At 70.4% G+C, this 14,594-nt stretch carries 14 protein-coding genes; 8 read left to right on the forward strand and 6 right to left on the reverse strand.

The genetic code is table 11. The annotated features are described in order from the left end of the window. From whiA to VGK78_RS05725, 7 genes are all read left to right on the forward strand, one after another. Window positions 1–533, forward strand: a 533-nt coding sequence (whiA, locus tag VGK78_RS05695; RefSeq protein WP_331526527.1) for a DNA-binding protein WhiA, incomplete at its 5' end; no start/stop codon positions are given. A gap of 67 nt (window positions 534–600) precedes the next feature. Further along, complete coding sequence (gene gap / locus VGK78_RS05700) at window positions 601–1,626, forward strand: type I glyceraldehyde-3-phosphate dehydrogenase (protein ID WP_331526528.1); 1,026 nt, start codon at window positions 601–603, stop codon at window positions 1,624–1,626. After that, window positions 1,623–2,834 carry a phosphoglycerate kinase gene (locus tag VGK78_RS05705; RefSeq protein ID WP_331526529.1) on the forward strand — a complete coding sequence of 404 codons (1,212 nt, stop codon included), beginning with the start codon at window positions 1,623–1,625 and terminating at the stop codon, window positions 2,832–2,834. The genes gap and VGK78_RS05705 overlap by 4 nt, the downstream gene beginning before the upstream one ends. A gap of 31 nt (window positions 2,835–2,865) precedes the next feature. Then, a complete protein-coding gene (gene tpiA / locus VGK78_RS05710; protein WP_331526530.1) occupies window positions 2,866–3,657 on the forward strand; it encodes a triose-phosphate isomerase in 792 nt (263 codons plus the stop codon). 87 nt (window positions 3,658–3,744) lie between these two features. Further along, window positions 3,745–3,981: a preprotein translocase subunit SecG gene (gene secG, locus VGK78_RS05715; protein ID WP_331526531.1), complete on the forward strand. Its 237-nt coding sequence runs from the start codon at window positions 3,745–3,747 to the stop codon at window positions 3,979–3,981. 13 nt (window positions 3,982–3,994) lie between these two features. Further along, window positions 3,995–4,354, forward strand: a complete 360-nt coding sequence (locus VGK78_RS05720) for an RNA polymerase-binding protein RbpA (protein ID WP_331526532.1) — start codon at window positions 3,995–3,997, stop codon at window positions 4,352–4,354. 280 nt (window positions 4,355–4,634) lie between these two features. Beyond that, the gene (locus tag VGK78_RS05725) at window positions 4,635–5,108 is read left to right on the forward strand and encodes an oxidoreductase (protein WP_331526534.1); all 474 of its coding nucleotides are present in this window, start codon (window positions 4,635–4,637) and stop codon (window positions 5,106–5,108) included. 62 nt (window positions 5,109–5,170) lie between these two features. Here VGK78_RS05725 and pgl read toward each other — a convergent pair whose 3' ends face one another. From pgl to tkt, 6 genes are read right to left on the reverse strand one after another with little or no spacing between them, the layout of a single operon-like run. Further along, window positions 5,171–5,923: a 6-phosphogluconolactonase gene (gene pgl / locus VGK78_RS05730; protein WP_331526535.1), complete on the reverse strand. Its 753-nt coding sequence runs from the start codon at window positions 5,921–5,923 to the stop codon at window positions 5,171–5,173. Next, window positions 5,920–6,828 carry a glucose-6-phosphate dehydrogenase assembly protein OpcA gene (locus tag VGK78_RS05735; protein WP_331526536.1) on the reverse strand — a complete coding sequence of 303 codons (909 nt, stop codon included), beginning with the start codon at window positions 6,826–6,828 and terminating at the stop codon, window positions 5,920–5,922. The genes pgl and VGK78_RS05735 overlap by 4 nt, the downstream gene beginning before the upstream one ends. Before the next feature lie 13 nt (window positions 6,829–6,841). Beyond that, entirely contained in the window at window positions 6,842–8,368 is a 1,527-nt protein-coding gene (gene zwf / locus VGK78_RS05740) for a glucose-6-phosphate dehydrogenase (protein ID WP_331526537.1), read from the reverse strand. A 16-nt stretch (window positions 8,369–8,384) separates the two neighbouring features. Beyond that, complete coding sequence (pgi, locus tag VGK78_RS05745) at window positions 8,385–10,052, reverse strand: glucose-6-phosphate isomerase (protein ID WP_331526538.1); 1,668 nt, start codon at window positions 10,050–10,052, stop codon at window positions 8,385–8,387. Continuing rightward, window positions 10,049–11,161 (reverse strand): transaldolase, encoded by a 1,113-nt coding sequence (gene tal, locus VGK78_RS05750; protein ID WP_331526540.1) that lies wholly within the window; start codon window positions 11,159–11,161, stop codon window positions 10,049–10,051. Before tal ends, pgi begins: the two co-directional genes overlap by 4 nt. A 59-nt stretch (window positions 11,162–11,220) precedes the next feature. Next, window positions 11,221–13,350, reverse strand: coding sequence for a transketolase (gene tkt / locus VGK78_RS05755; protein ID WP_331526541.1), 2,130 nt, complete (start codon window positions 13,348–13,350; stop codon window positions 11,221–11,223). Between the two features lie 159 nt (window positions 13,351–13,509). Between tkt and VGK78_RS05760 the strand changes: the two genes are divergently transcribed. Continuing rightward, complete coding sequence (locus VGK78_RS05760) at window positions 13,510–14,460, forward strand: heme o synthase (RefSeq protein ID WP_331526542.1); 951 nt, start codon at window positions 13,510–13,512, stop codon at window positions 14,458–14,460. The last annotated feature ends 134 nt before the right edge of the window (window positions 14,461–14,594 follow it).

The raw sequence follows: 14,594 nt of genomic DNA on the forward strand, positions 1-14,594 counted from the left end.
CCTGCCCCGGCCCGGAGGCGGCCCTCGCCCTGGTCGGCGTGGCGCGCCGGCTGGGGATACCGGCGAAGGCACGGGAGGTGCGCGGGGTCGACCGGGTGGTGATCCGCGACGGTGACGCGATCTCGCAGCTGTTGACCCGGCTCGGTGCGCACGAGGCGCTGATGGCCTGGGAGGAGCGCCGGATGAGGCGCGAGGTGCGGGCGACGGCCAACCGGCTCGCCAACTTCGACGACGCCAACCTCCGGCGCTCCGCACGGGCGGCCGTGGCCGCGGGTGCTCGGGTGCAGCGCGCCCTGGAGATCCTCGGCGAGGAGGTCCCCGACCACCTGAAGATGGCCGGCGGGCTCCGGCTCGAGCACAAGCAGGCCAGCCTCGAGGAGCTCGGTCAGCTCCACGACCCGGTGCTGACCAAGGACGCGATCGCCGGCCGTATCCGGCGTCTCCTCGCGATGGCCGACAAGCGGGCCGAGGAGCTCGGCGTACCCGACACGGAGGCGTCGCTGACCCCCGAGATGCTGGCCGAGGACGAGTGAGCGGCCTCGCCGACCCGGGCGATAGGCTCGACGTACCGCACGCAGCGACTTGCTAGGAGCGAATCCCGTGACCGTTCGAGTTGGCATCAACGGCTTCGGCCGGATCGGCCGCAACTTCTTCCGCGCCGTGCAGGCGTCCGACGCCGATGTCGAGGTGGTCGGGGTCAACGACCTGGCCGCCAACGACATCCTGGCCCACTTCCTGCGCTACGACTCGATCCTGGGCCGCTACCCGGGCGAGATCTCGTCCGACGACAACTACCTCACCGTCGACGGCACCAAGATCCACGCCACCGCCGAGCGCGACCCGGCCGCCCTCAGCTGGGGCGAGATCGGCGCCGACGTCGTGATCGAGTCGACCGGCTTCTTCACCAAGGCCGCCGACGCTCGCAAGCACCTCGAGGCCGGTGCCAAGAAGGTGTTCATCTCCGCACCGGCCACCGATGAGGACATCACGATCGTGATGGGCATCAACGACCGTGACTACGACGCCGACCGGCACCACATCATCTCCAACGCCTCGTGCACGACCAACTGCCTGGCACCGATGGCCAAGGTCCTTCTCGACACCTGGGGCATCGAGAAGGGCTTCATGACCACGGTGCACGCCTACACCACCGAGCAGCAGCTGCTCGACCAGATCTCGCTCAACCGCAAGGGCGAGATCAACCTCCGTCGTGCCCGTGCCGGCGCCAGCAACATCATCCCGACCACCACCGGGGCGGCGAAGGCGATCTCGCTCGTACTGCCGGAGCTCAAGGGCAAGCTCGACGGCTACGCGCTGCGGGTGCCCGTGCCGACCGGCTCGGTGACCGACCTGACCGTCACCCTGGGCGCGGAGGTGACCAAGGACGAGGTGAACGCCGCGTTCAAGGCGGCAGCCGACTCCGGGCCGCTGGCGAAGTACCTCGAGTACACCGAGGACGAGATCGTCAGCGCCGACATCGTCACCTGGCCGGCGTCCTGCACGCTCGACGCCAAGTGCACCCTGGCCAACGGCAACCAGGTGAAGGTGGTCGGCTGGTACGACAACGAGTGGGGCTACTCCAACCGGCTGATCGACCTGTCGTCCCACGTCGGCGCCGGCCTGTGACCCTGTCCGACCAGCTGGGCGACGTCCGCGGCAAGCGGGTCCTGGTCCGCTCCGACCTGAACGTCCCCCTCGACGGCCCGGACGAGCACAGAGAGATCACCGACGACGGGCGGGTGCGCGCCAGCGTGCCCACGATCCGGGAGCTGGCGGGCGCCGGCGCCCGGGTCGTCGTGGTCGCCCACCTCGGACGGCCGAAGGGCGAGCCCGAGGCGCGGTACTCCCTCGCCCCGGTGGCCGCACGTCTCGGCGAGCTGCTCGGCACGGACGTGGCGTTCGCCTCCGACACCGTCGGCCCGTCCGCGCAGGCGACCGTTGCGGCGCTCGAGGACGGCCACGTCGCGCTCCTGGAGAACGTCCGGTTCAACCCGGGTGAGACCAGCAAGGACGACGACGAGCGTGGCGCCTTCGCCGACCAGCTCGCGCAGCTCGCGGACTGTTTCGTCTCCGACGGCTTCGGGGTCGTCCACCGCAAGCAGGCCAGCGTGTACGACGTCGCGCTGCGCCTCCCGCACGCCATGGGTCAGCTCGTGGCCACGGAGATCGAGGTGCTGCGTAAGCTCACCCAGGACCCCGAGCGCCCCTACGTCGTGGTGCTCGGTGGTTCGAAGGTCTCCGACAAGCTCGGGGTCATCGACAACCTCCTCGGCAAGGCCGACCGGCTGCTGATCGGTGGCGGCATGGTGTTCACCTTTCTCGCCGCGCAGGGCCACGAGGTCGGCAAGAGCCTGTTAGAGGGCGACCAGCTCGACACCGTCCGCGGCTACCTGAAGCGGGCCGAGGAGTCGGGCGTCGAGATCGTGCTGCCGACCGACATCGTCGTCGACACCGAGTTCCCGTCCGCCCACCGGGAGCCGCAACCGCACGTCGTACCGGCGTCGGGGATCCCGGCCGACGGCCTCGGGCTGGACATCGGTCCCGAGTCGTCGCGTGCGTTCGCAGCCGCGATCACCCCGGCGAGGACGGTGTTCTGGAACGGCCCGATGGGGGTGTTCGAGACGCCGGCCTTCGCCGACGGCACCCGGGCCGTGGCCCAGGCGCTGACGGAGATCGACGGGCTCTCGGTCGTCGGCGGCGGAGACTCGGCGGCCGCGGTGCGGCAGCTCGGCTTCGACGAGGACGCGTTCGGCCACATCTCCACCGGTGGCGGCGCCAGCCTCGAGCGCCTCGAGGGCAAGGAGCTCCCCGGGATCGCGGTCCTCGAGCGCTGACCCCGACGTACCCCACGACAAGGACGGACCGATGGCTTCGCGGACCCCGCTGATGGCGGGCAACTGGAAGATGAACCTGACCCACCCCGAGGCGGTGGCGCTGGTCCAGAAGCTCGCCTGGATCCTGGCGGACAAGAAGCACGACCACGCGCGCACCGAGGTCGCCGTGCTCCCGCCGTTCACCGACCTGCGGTCCGTCCAGACGCTGGTGGACGGCGACCGGCTCGCCATCCGGTACGGCGCGCAGGACGTCTCCGTGCACGAGTCCGGCGCCTACACCGGCGAGATCTCGGCGGCGATGCTGGCCAAGCTGGGCTGCTCGTACGTCGTGGTGGGGCACTCCGAGCGCCGGGAGCACCACGGCGAGACCGACCAGACCGTGAACGCGAAGGCCCGACGCGCCGCGTCGGCCGGGATGACGCCGATCGTGTGCGTCGGCGAGGGGCTCGACGTACGCAAGGCCGGCGAGCAGGTGCCGTACACGCTGGCCCAGGTGGACGGCTCGCTGGCGGGTTTCTCTCCGAAGGAGATCGCCGCGCTGGTGGTCGCCTACGAGCCGGTCTGGGCGATCGGGACGGGCGAGGTGGCCACCCCGGAGGACGCGCAGGAGGTCTGCGCCGCGATCCGCGGGCGGCTGCGTGAGACCGCCGGCGACGGCGCGGCGGACGGCTGCCGGATCCTCTACGGCGGCTCGGTGAAGGCGGCGAACATCGCCGGGATCATGGCCCAGAACGACGTCGACGGCGCGCTCGTCGGCGGGGCGAGCCTGCAGGCGGAGGAGTTCGGCGGGATCTGCCGCTTCTACGACATGCCGGTGCTCTGAGGCCCCTCGGGGCTCGCGGGATCCTGGTCCAGACCGCCCGTCGGGCCGGTTCGGGATGCCCGGATCGGTGACGTAGGCTATGTCCTCGTGACCACCGTCTTCACCGTTCTCCTCGTGATCACCAGCTGCATACTGGTGTTGCTCGTGCTGCTGCACAAGGGCCGCGGGGGTGGGCTGTCCGACATGTTCGGCGGTGGTGTATCCAGCTCGCTCGGGGGATCGTCCGTGGCGGAGCGCAACCTGGACCGGTTCACCATCGGTGTCGGCTCCATCTGGTTCGCCTGCGTCATCGCCCTGGGCCTGTTGCGGGCCTACGCCAACTAGGAAAGGTCCGCACGTGGCAGGTGGAGGAAACGCGATCCGGGGTAGCCGGGTCGGCGCCGGTCCGATGGGTGAGGCGGAGCGCGGTGAGGCCGCACCCCGCCAGGCGGTCGCCTACTTCTGCTCGCACGAGCACCGCTCAGTGGTGACGTTCGCGGTCGACGCGGTCGTCCCCGACTCGTGGGACTGCCCCAAGTGCGGGCTCCCCGCGAGCCTCGACTCCGACAACCCACCGCCGGCTCCCAAGATCGAGCCCTACAAGACCCACCTGGCCTACGTGAAGGAGCGCCGCTCCGACGCCGAGGCCGAGTCGATCCTCGACGAGGCGATCCAGCTGCTCCGCAGCCGCCGGAAGTCCGGCGACATCATCTTTTGAGACACGCAGTCGCGCCCGAGGAACGAGGCCGCGCGAGCGCGTCGAGACCGAGCAGTCGTGCCCAGGTACGAGGCCGGGGCGTGAACGTGGCCCCACGAACTGGCCCACAGACGGCCTCCCGAATCGCCTCGGCGCGTCGTCTGTGGGCCAGTTTGTTCGACAGGTCGAGAAGATTCCGGCCCAGACCCGGACGGAGTGCGGGACTGAGCCGCGGGTCTCGCAACCCCTGTGACGTGCCGGGATCGTCGCCGGCGCCCGCGGCGCGTGCGAGGCTGAGCGCATGAACGACGCTCCCGGGGGCGACGTATCGAGCCTGTACGAGCTGGCCGGCGGCTGGCAGGGCCTGCATCGTCTGGAACAGGCGTTCTACGACAGCGTGCTGGACGATCCCGTGCTCCGACCACTCTTCGGCGAAGGCCAGGCGAAGCACGTCGAGCACCTCACGATGTTCACAGCTGAGTCGTTCGGCGGGCCGGACGACTTCTCCCGAGTGCTCGGCTTCCGGCACCTGATCGACGTGCATCGTGGGTTGAGGATCACCGACGAGCAGCGCCGGCGGTTCATCGACCTGTACGCCGCGGCCCTCGACGCCGCGGACAGGCCGGCCGACCCGGCGTTCCGGAAGGCCGTCATGGAGCACATCGAGTTCGGCACGGCGGTCGCCCAGCAGAACTCCCACGCGACGACCGAGGAGGAGCTCCACCCGATTCGCGAGGTGCCTCTGTGGACGATGGATCCGCCGGGGGAGGGTTAGTACGGATCACGAGGTCGGCCTCCGCCCGGCCCCAGACCGGCCGGGTGATCCGTACTATCCGGTCAGGGCACCTGCGAGGCGGCCTCGCGGTCGAGGAACCAGATCGTCTCCTGCTGCCCGTGGACGCCGGTGGCGGGGACCTCGTGGACGCCGGGCGGCTCGGCGGCGAGGGCGCGGCCGACGGCCTCGGCCTTGTCCGTGCCGCTGACCACGAACCACACCGCGGCGGAGCGGTTGAGAGCGGGAAAGGTCAGGCTGACCCGTTCGGGCGGCGGCTTCGGGGAGCCGGTGACGCCCACGCAGATCTCGTCGTCCACCCGCAGCTGCGGAAAGCCCGGGAACAGCGACGCGACATGGCCGTCGGGCCCCACGCCGAGCATCAGCAGGTCGAAGCCCCCGGAGCCCTGCCCGCGCACCACCTCGGAGTACGCCGCGGCCGCGGCGTCGACCGAGTCGGCGTCCGCCGTGGACGGTATCTCGTGCACCCGGGCCGGGTCGGCCCCGACCGCGTCGAGGAACGCCTCACGTGCCTGCTTCGCGTTCCGCTCGTCAGACTGGGGGGCCACGAACCGCTCGTCGCCCCAGTAGAACGACACCCGGCTCCAGTCCACGCCGCTGTCGGGCGCGAGCCGGGCGATCTCGCGGTGGACCTTGTCGGCGATGCTGCCGCCGGTGAGTCCGATGTCCGGCACGTCACCGGCGGCCTGCCGGGCCGACACCAGTCGCAGGAACTCACCGGCGACGGTCGTGGCCAGGTCGTCCGCGGACTCGTGGACCTCGACGCGCGGGACGGGTACGGCGCTGGGCGTGCTCATGAGAGGTGCAGCTTCATCAGCTTGCGGGCGGTGGCGGCGTACACGTCGTCCTCGTCGAGACGCCGGAGCTCCTCGGCGAGCAGCTCCGGGAGCTGCCGGCGCTTGAGCGCCACCGGCCGGTCGGGCCGGTCCGGCGAGGAGAAGGTGGCCAGGCGTCCGTCGCGCCGCGAGATCACGATCGGTCCCTCCTTGGTGTCGAGTCGGACCTCGGTGATCCCGGGTCCGTTGGATCCTTTGCGATCGATGTGCACCTTGAGCCGGTCGGCCAGCCACGCGACCAGGAGCTCGGCGCTCGGGCTGATCCGCTCCGCCGTCACCGATCCGCCGGTGACCTTCAGCGGCTGCTGGTCGAGCGCCGCGGCGAGCAGCGCCCGCCAGGGCGTGATACGGGTCCAGGCCAGGTCGGTGTTCCCGGCGGCGTACGACGAGCACTGCACGTGGATGGCCTTGCTCTTGCCACGAGTGGCCGCGGCAGCGTCGGTGATGCGTCGTTGGGCGAGCCGGCCGAGCGGGTCGGAGGCCGGGTCCTCCGGCGGGTCGCACGGCCACCAGGCCGCCACCGGCGAGTCGGGGAGGAGCAGCGGCAGCACCACCGACTCCGCGTGCTTGACCACCTCGCCCTGCAGTCGGATCAGGGCGGTCTCGCCGGTCCAGCCGGCGCCGGTGCCGACCTGCGCGTTGATCTGGGGGTTACCGCGGGCGTCGCCGAGGATCACGCCGAGCACGCGTGCCGGATGCTCGTGGGAGGCCTGCCGGGCCACCCGCATCGCCTCCTCGGCCTCGTCCTCGTCGACCACGATGATCAGCGTCATCACCATGCTCATGGCGGGGCTTCCGGAGCGGAGACGGGACGCGACGAACTCCGCGGCGATGCCGGACGCATTGGTGTCGATGAGCTCGATCATCTCCTCGCTCCTGTCACGGTCGCCTCCAGGTCCGGCCGTCGCGGGTCAGCATCGCGTCGGCCGACGGCGGTCCCCAGGTGCCCGCGTCGTACGGCTCCGGCCGGCCCTTCCTCGCCCAGTGGTCCAGCACCGGGTCGAGGATCTGCCAGGCGCGCTCGACCTCGGAGTGCCGCGGGAACAGCGGTGGGTCGCCCAGCAGGACGTCGAGGATCAGCCGCTCATAGGCCTCCGCGCTGGACTCGGTGAACGACCCGCCGTAGGCGAAGTCCATGTTCACGTCTCGGATCTCCATCTGGGTGCCGGGCACCTTCGACCCGAAGCGCAGCGTCATCCCCTCGTCGGGCTGGACCCGGATCACCAGCGCGTTGTGGGTCAGCTCCTCGGTCGCGGCGCGGGTGAAGGGCAGGTGCGGTGCCGGCTTGAAGAGGACCGCCACCTCGGTGACCCGACGGCCGAGCCGCTTGCCGGTGCGCAGGTAGAACGGCACACCCGCCCAGCGCCGGTTGTCGACGTGCAGGGTGATCGCGGCGTAGGTCTCGGTGGACGATGTCTTGCGGACGCCCTCCTCCTCGAGGAAGCCGACGACCTTCTCTCCGCCCTGCCAGCCCGCGGCGTACTGCCCGCGGGCGGTGGTGAGGTCGAGGCGGCGGGGGAGGGTGATCGACTGGAGCAGCTTGAGCTTCTCGATGCGCAGGCTCTCGGCATCGAACGACGTGGGCTCCTCCATCGCCACCAGCGACATCAGCTGGAGCAGATGGTTCTGGATGACGTCGCGCGCGGCTCCGATGCCGTCGTAGTAGCCGGCACGGCCACCGATGCCGATGTCCTCCGCCATCGTGATCTGCACGTGGTCGACGTAGTTGGCGTTCCAGATCGGCTCGAACATCGCGTTCGCGAACCGGGTGGCCAGGATGTTCTGCACCGTCTCCTTGCCGAGGTAGTGGTCGATGCGGAAGATCGACCCGCTCGGGAAGACCGAGGCCAGCGTCTCGTTGAGCTCGCGGGCCGACTGCTCGTCGTGCCCGAACGGCTTCTCCACGACCACTCGTCGCCAGGACCCTTCGGCCGGCTGGGCCAGGCCGTGCTCCTTGAGCTGGCCGACGACGTCGCCGAAGAAGCCTGGCGGGATGGCCAGGTAGAACGCGTGGTTGCCCCCGGTGCCGCGGACCTCGTCCAGCTCCTCGATCGTGCGCCGCAGCGTGTTGAACGCCGCGTCGTCGTCGAAGTTGCCGGGCACGAAGCGGAAGCCCTCGGCGAGCTGCTTCCACACCTCCTCGCGGAACTCGGTGCGGGCGTGCGCCTTGACCGAGTCGTGCACGATCTGCGCGAAGTCCTCGTCCGCCCAGTCACGGCGGGCGAAGCCGACCAGGCTGAAGCCGGGCGGCAGCAGACCGCGGTTCGCCAGGTCGTAGATCGCCGGCATGACCTTCTTGCGCGACAGGTCACCGGTCACCCCGAACAGGACCATGCCGCACGGACCCGCGATCCGCGGGAGCCGGCGGTCCTGCGGATCCCGGAGCGGGTTGACCCATTCCTTCATGACGGACCCTGCTCGGTCACTCACGGTGCTCCCGGTAGTAGGCGATCAGCGATCGCGTCGACGCGTCCTGGTCGGCCAGCGCGGCCTCGTCGCCGGCGATGGCCGGACCGACCTGCTGGGCGAGCTGCTTGCCGAGCTCGACGCCCCACTGGTCGAAGCTGTCGATGCCCCACACGGCGCCCTCGGTGAACGTGATGTGCTCGTAGAGCGCCACCAGCTGTCCGAGGACGGACGGGGTCAGCGCGGGAGCCATGATCGAGACCGTCGGCCGGTCTCCGGTGAACACGCGGGCCGGCACTATCGCCTCGGTCGTGCCCTCGGCGCGCACCTCGTCGGCCGTCTTGCCGAACGCCAGCGCCCGCGTCTGGGCGAAGAAGTTGGCCAGGAACAGCTCGTGGACGTCCGTCTCGCCGTCACGCAGCGGGTACGCCGGGTTCGCGAACGCGATGAAGTCGGCCGGGATCAGCCGGGTGCCCTGGTGGATCAGCTGGTAGAACGCGTGCTGGCCGTTCGTGCCGGGCTCGCCCCAGAACACCTCACCGGTCGTCGTCGTGACGTCGCTGCCGTCCCACCGCACGCCCTTGCCGTTGGACTCCATGGTCAGCTGCTGGAGGTACGCCGGGAACCGGTGCAGCAGCTGCGAGTAGGGGAGGACGGCATGGCTCTGGGCGCCGAGGAAGTTCGCGTACCAGACGTTCAGCATCCCCATCAGCAGGGGCACGTTGCGAGGCGGCTCGGTGGTGCGGAAGTGCTCGTCCATGGCGTGGAACCCGGCCAGCATCTCGGCGAACCGCTCCGGCCCGACGGCGACGGCGAGCGACGTACCGATCGCGGAGTCCATCGAGTAGCGGCCGCCGACCCAGTCCCAGAAGCCGAACGCGTTCTCGGGGTCGATGCCGAACGCCTCGACCTTGTCCAGGGCGGTCGACACCGCGACGAAGTGCTTCCTCACCGCCTCGGCGGCATCCTCGCCGCTCAGCCCGTCGAGCAGCCACGCCTTGCAGAGCCGCGCGTTGGTGAGGGTCTCGAGGGTGCCGAAGGTCTTGCTCGACACGATGAACAGGGTGGTGGCCGGGTCGAGGCCGGCCAGCGTGGTCGCGGCGTCCGTGGGGTCGATGTTGGAGATGAACCGGCACTCCGGGCCCGCCCCTCCATCGGGCAGAGTGCGGTACGGCGCCAGCGCCTCGTAGGCCATCACCGGACCCAGGTCGGAGCCACCGATGCCGATGTTCACCACGGTCCGGATGCGCTGTCCGGTGACCCCTGTCCAGGCGCCGCTGCGGACCTGGTCCGCGAACGCGTAGACGCGGCGCAGCACGTCGTGCACCTCGGCGACGACGTCCTGGCCGTCGACCACGAGGTGCGCGTCCGCGGGCAGCCGCAGGGCGGTGTGCAGGACGGCGCGGTCCTCGGTGACGTTGATGTGCCGGCCCGCGAACATCTCGTCGCGCCGTGTGGTGACCCCGACATCGTCGGCGAGGGCGAGCAGAGCGGCGAGCACGTCGTCGTCGAGCAACGACTTGGACAGGTCGACGTGCAGGTCGGCCGCACCGAAGCCCAGCCGGGTCACCCGCTCCGGGTCGTCGGCGAACCAGGCCCGCAGGTCCGGGGAGAACCCGTCCGCCAGCTTCGTGAGCCGAGACCAGGCCTCCGTCGACGTCGCATCGACGGGGGCCTCGCTCACTGTGCTGTCCCGTGGGCCGCCTCGAGCGCCGTGGTGACCGCCCCGAGGAGCTCGTCCCAGGCTTTGATGAACTTCTCGACGCCCTCCTTGATCAGGACCTCGATCACGTCGTCGTAGTCGATGCCGGCGTCGGCGAGGGCGTTCATGGTGGCCTCGGCGTCCGAGTAGTTCGGCCGCACCTGGTCGCCGGTGATCTCGCCGTGGTCCGCGACCGCGTGGAGAGTCTTCTCGGGCATCGTGTTCACGGTGTTCTCGACGACCAGGTCGTCGACGTACATCGTGTCCTTGTAGGCGGGGTTCTTCACGCCCGTGGACGCCCACAGGGGCCGCTGCTTGCGAGCACCGTCCGCCTCGAGCGAGGCCCAGCGGTCGGACGAGAAGAACTCCTCGTAGGCCTTGAACGCGAGACGTGCGTTGGCGACTCCTGCCTTGCCCTTCAGGTCGTCGTGTCCCCCCATCCCGTCGAGGCGCTTGTCGATCTCGGTGTCGACCCGGGAGACGAAGAAGGACGCGACCGACTGGACTCGGGAGAGGTCGTGCCCGTTGTCGCGCGCCTTCTCGAGACCGGCGACGAAGGCTTCCATGACGTGGTGGTACTGCTCGAGGCCGAAGATCAACGTCACGTTCACGGGGATCCCGTTGGCGAGGGTCTCGGTGATCGCCGGCCAGCCCTCCTTCGTGCCCGGGATCTTGATGTAGAGGTTCGGCTCACCGACCGTGTTCCACAGCTCCGCGGCCTCCGTGACGGTGCCGGCCGTGTCGTGGGCCAGGCCGGGCGAGACCTCGATCGACACCCGCCCGTCGACGGTGTCGCTCGCGTCGTACGCCGCGCGCATGACCTTGCAGGCATCGCGCACGTCGTCGGTGGTGATGGTCCGCACCGCCTGGTCGGTGTCGGCTCCCTGGCCGGCGAGCTCGCGGATCTGCGGGTCGTACCGCTCGCCCTCCTTCAGCGCCGCCTGGAAGATCGAGGGGTTGCTGGTGACCCCCACGACGTGGGAGTTCTTGATCAGGTCGGCGAGGTTGCCGGTCTCGAGGCGCTCGCGGGACAGGTCGTCCAGCCAGATGGAGACCCCCGCGTCGGTGAGCTGCTGCAGGCGGTCGGTCATGGTTCCTCCTGGTGGGTCGAGCTGGGTTCTCCAGCCGGTCGTGCCCCGACGGGGCTGCGTCAGTCCGTGACGCTCCGGATGCTGTCCTGGGCGGCAGCGGCGACGGCCTCGGCGGTGATGCCGAACTCCTGGTAGATGCGCGCGTAGTCGGCGGAGGCACCGTAGTGCTCGAGCGAGATGATCCGCCCGTGGTCGCCGACGACCTCTCGCCAGCCCTGGGCGACGCCGGCCTCGACCGAGACACGGGCCTTCACCGTCGGCGGAATCACCGTCTCCCGGTACGACGTCTCCTGCGCGTCGAACCACTCCCGGCACGGCATCGACACCACGCGCGCCCGGACGCCGTCCGCGGCCAGCAGCTCACGCGCCTTGACCGCGAGCTGGACCTCGGAGCCGGTGCCGACCAGGACCACGTCGGGCAGGCCGCCCTCCATCTCCGACGGAGGGTCGAGGAGGACGTAGCCGCCTCGGTGGACGTTGCTGGTGTCGGACCAGTGCTGACCCCGGGCGTCCTCCCCGCGGGGGAAGGTCGGGACGTTCTGCCGGGTGAGGACCAGCCCTGACGGCCGGTCGGTGTGCTCCAGGATCGTCTGCCAGCAGGCGACGGTCTCGTTGGCGTCGGCCGGACGCACGATGTCGAGTCCCGGGATCGCCCGCAGGGCGGCCAGCTGCTCGACCGGCTGGTGGGTCGGACCGTCCTCGCCGAGACCGATCGAGTCGTGGGTCCAGACGTAGGTGACCGGGATCCCCATCAGGGCGGCCAGGCGGACCGAGCCCCGCATGTAGTCGGAGAAGGTCAGGAACGTGCCACCGAAGACGCGCGTGCCGCCGTGCACCGCGATGCCGTTCATGATCGCGCCCATGCCGTGCTCACGGATGCCGAAGTGGAGCACGCGCCCGGCCAGGGGGTCTGCCTTCCACATCTTGGTGGCCCGGTCGCCGGGCAGGAACGACGGGACGCCCTCGATGGTCGTGTTGTTGGACTCGGCGAGATCGGCCGAGCCGCCCCAGAGCTCGGGGAGGTGCTCCGCGATCGCGTTGATCACCGCGCCCGAGGCCTTGCGGGTCGCCATGCCCTTCTCGTCGGCATCGAACGACGGCAGGTGGTCGGCCCAGCCCTCGGGGAGGGCGCGCTTCTGGAGCCGCTCGAAGAGCTCGGTGTCGGCGGACGGCTTGCGCGCCCACGCGGCGTACTCCGTGTCCCACGCGGCCTGCAGGGCCTTGCCGCGCTCGACCGCCTGCCGCGTGTGCTCGAGGACGCCGGTGGGGACCTCGAAGCTCTGGTCCGGGTCGAAGCCGAGCACCTCCTTGGTCGCGGCCACCTCGTCGGCGCCGAGCGCGGAGCCGTGCGCCTTGCCGGTGTTCTGGGCGTTCGGGGCGGGCCAGGCGATGATCGTGTGCAGCACGATGAAGCTGGGTCTGTCGGTGACGGCCTCGGCCCGGCGGATGGCGTCGTAGAGCGCGGGCACGTCCTCGCGGTACGTCGTGCCGTCGTTGGTCCAGTCCACATGCTGTACGTGCCAGCCGTAGGCCTCGTAGCGCGCGCCGACGTCCTCGCCGAGAGCGATGTCGGTGTTGTCCTCGATCGAGATCCTGTTGTGGTCGTAGATCAGGGTGAGGTTGCCGAGCTCCTGCACGCCGGCGATCGCGGACGCCTCTGCGGAGACGCCCTCCTCGATGTCGCCGTCGGAGCAGAACGCGTAGATGTGGTGGTCGAACGGCGAGTCGCCCATCGCGGCGTTCGGGTCGAACAGCCCGTGCTCGCGCCGGGCCGCCATCGCCATGCCGACGGCGTTGCCGACGCCCTGCCCGAGCGGACCCGTCGTGGTCTCCACACCGGCCGTGTGGCCGTACTCCGGGTGACCGGGGGTCTTGCTGCCCCAGGTGCGGAGTGCCTTGAGGTCGTCGAGCTCGAGGCCCCACCCGCCGAGGAACAGCTGGATGTAGAGGGTGAGGCTCGAGTGTCCGCAGCTGAGGACGAAGCGGTCGCGGCCGGGCCAGTGCGGGTCGGCCGGGTTGTGTCGCATCACCTTCTGGAACAGCAGGTACGCCGCGGGCGCGAGGCTCATCGCGGTGCCGGGGTGGCCGTTGCCGACCTTCTGGACGGCGTCCATGGCCAGCACCCGTACGGTGTCGACGGCCTTGTCGTCCAGCTCGTTCCAGTCCAGCTTGGCGGGTGTCTGGCTCACGCGCGGTTCCCTTTCCGAACGGGTCGGACGAATGCCCCGATGGGGGCGTGCTCAGGCGTCTCCGAGCCTACTCACCCCGGGCGTTAGACTGCGAGGCGCCTGCTTGCAGGTGACTCTTCCTGCGAACTTCCTGCGCCATCACGTACCCGAGGACCCTGTGTGACATACGTCGGCCACCGAGCCCCGGCGGCCTCGCCGGACCTTCCTCGGGCTTCGGCCGCCGCCACCACGCGTGATGTCGTCGCCGCCTACGTCGGCCTCACCAAGCCGCGGGTCATCGAGCTCTTGCTCCTCACGACCGTGCCGGTGATGTTCTTCGCCGCCCGTGGGGTCCCCGACCTCGGGCTGGTCGTCGCCACCGTCGTCGGGGGCGCCTGCTCGGCCGGTTCGGCGTCGGCGCTCAACTGCGTCTACGACCGTGACATCGACGAGCAGATGCGGCGTACCCGTCGGCGGGCGATCCCGCGGCACATCGTCACGCCGTCGGCCGCCTTCACCTTCGGGATCGCGCTCGGGGCGCTCGCGACGGTGATCCTCTACGTCTGGGTCAACCCGCTCTCGGCGGTGCTGTCGGTCGTGGCCGAGTGCTTCTACCTGTTCGTCTACACGATGCTGCTCAAGCGCCGGACGACCCAGAACATCGTGTGGGGCGGGCTCGCGGGATGCTTCCCGGCCCTGATCGGCTGGACCGCGGTGACCGACCGCCTGGCCTGGCCGCCGCTCGTGCTGTTCCTCGTGGTCTTCTTCTGGACACCGCCGCACACCTGGGCCCTGGCGCTGCGCTACCGCGAGGACTACGCCGGCGTCGAGGTGCCGATGCTGCCGGTCGTGGCGCGGGCCGAGGTTGTGGGCCGGCAGATCGTCGCCTACAGCTGGGTGATGGTGGCGACCTCGCTGCTGCTGTGGCCGGTGGCCGGGACCGGGCTGCTGTACCCGGTCGTGGCAGCGGTGCTCGGCGCGGTGTTCCTGGCGCAGGCGCACCGGATGTGGGCACGGGCGCGCGGCACCGAGGACCTGAGCGTGATCAAGCCGATGGCGCTGTTCCACGCCTCGAACCTCTACCTGTCGTTGCTGTTCGTCGCGGTGGCTCTCGAGCCACTCCTGCACTGACAGCCGGCCCGCCGCCGGCGGCCGACGCCACGTGGCCGGTCCTGGTCGGTTCGCGGAAATCGGCTGGAGAGGGCAACCAAACACCCCTACCGTTCGTCTGAACAGGTACGACGGTTGGCCTGCCCACGGGGGTG

The sequence above is a fragment of the Nocardioides sp. genome, assembly GCF_036503465.1.
In the GTDB taxonomy this organism is placed as follows: domain Bacteria; phylum Actinomycetota; class Actinomycetes; order Propionibacteriales; family Nocardioidaceae; genus Nocardioides.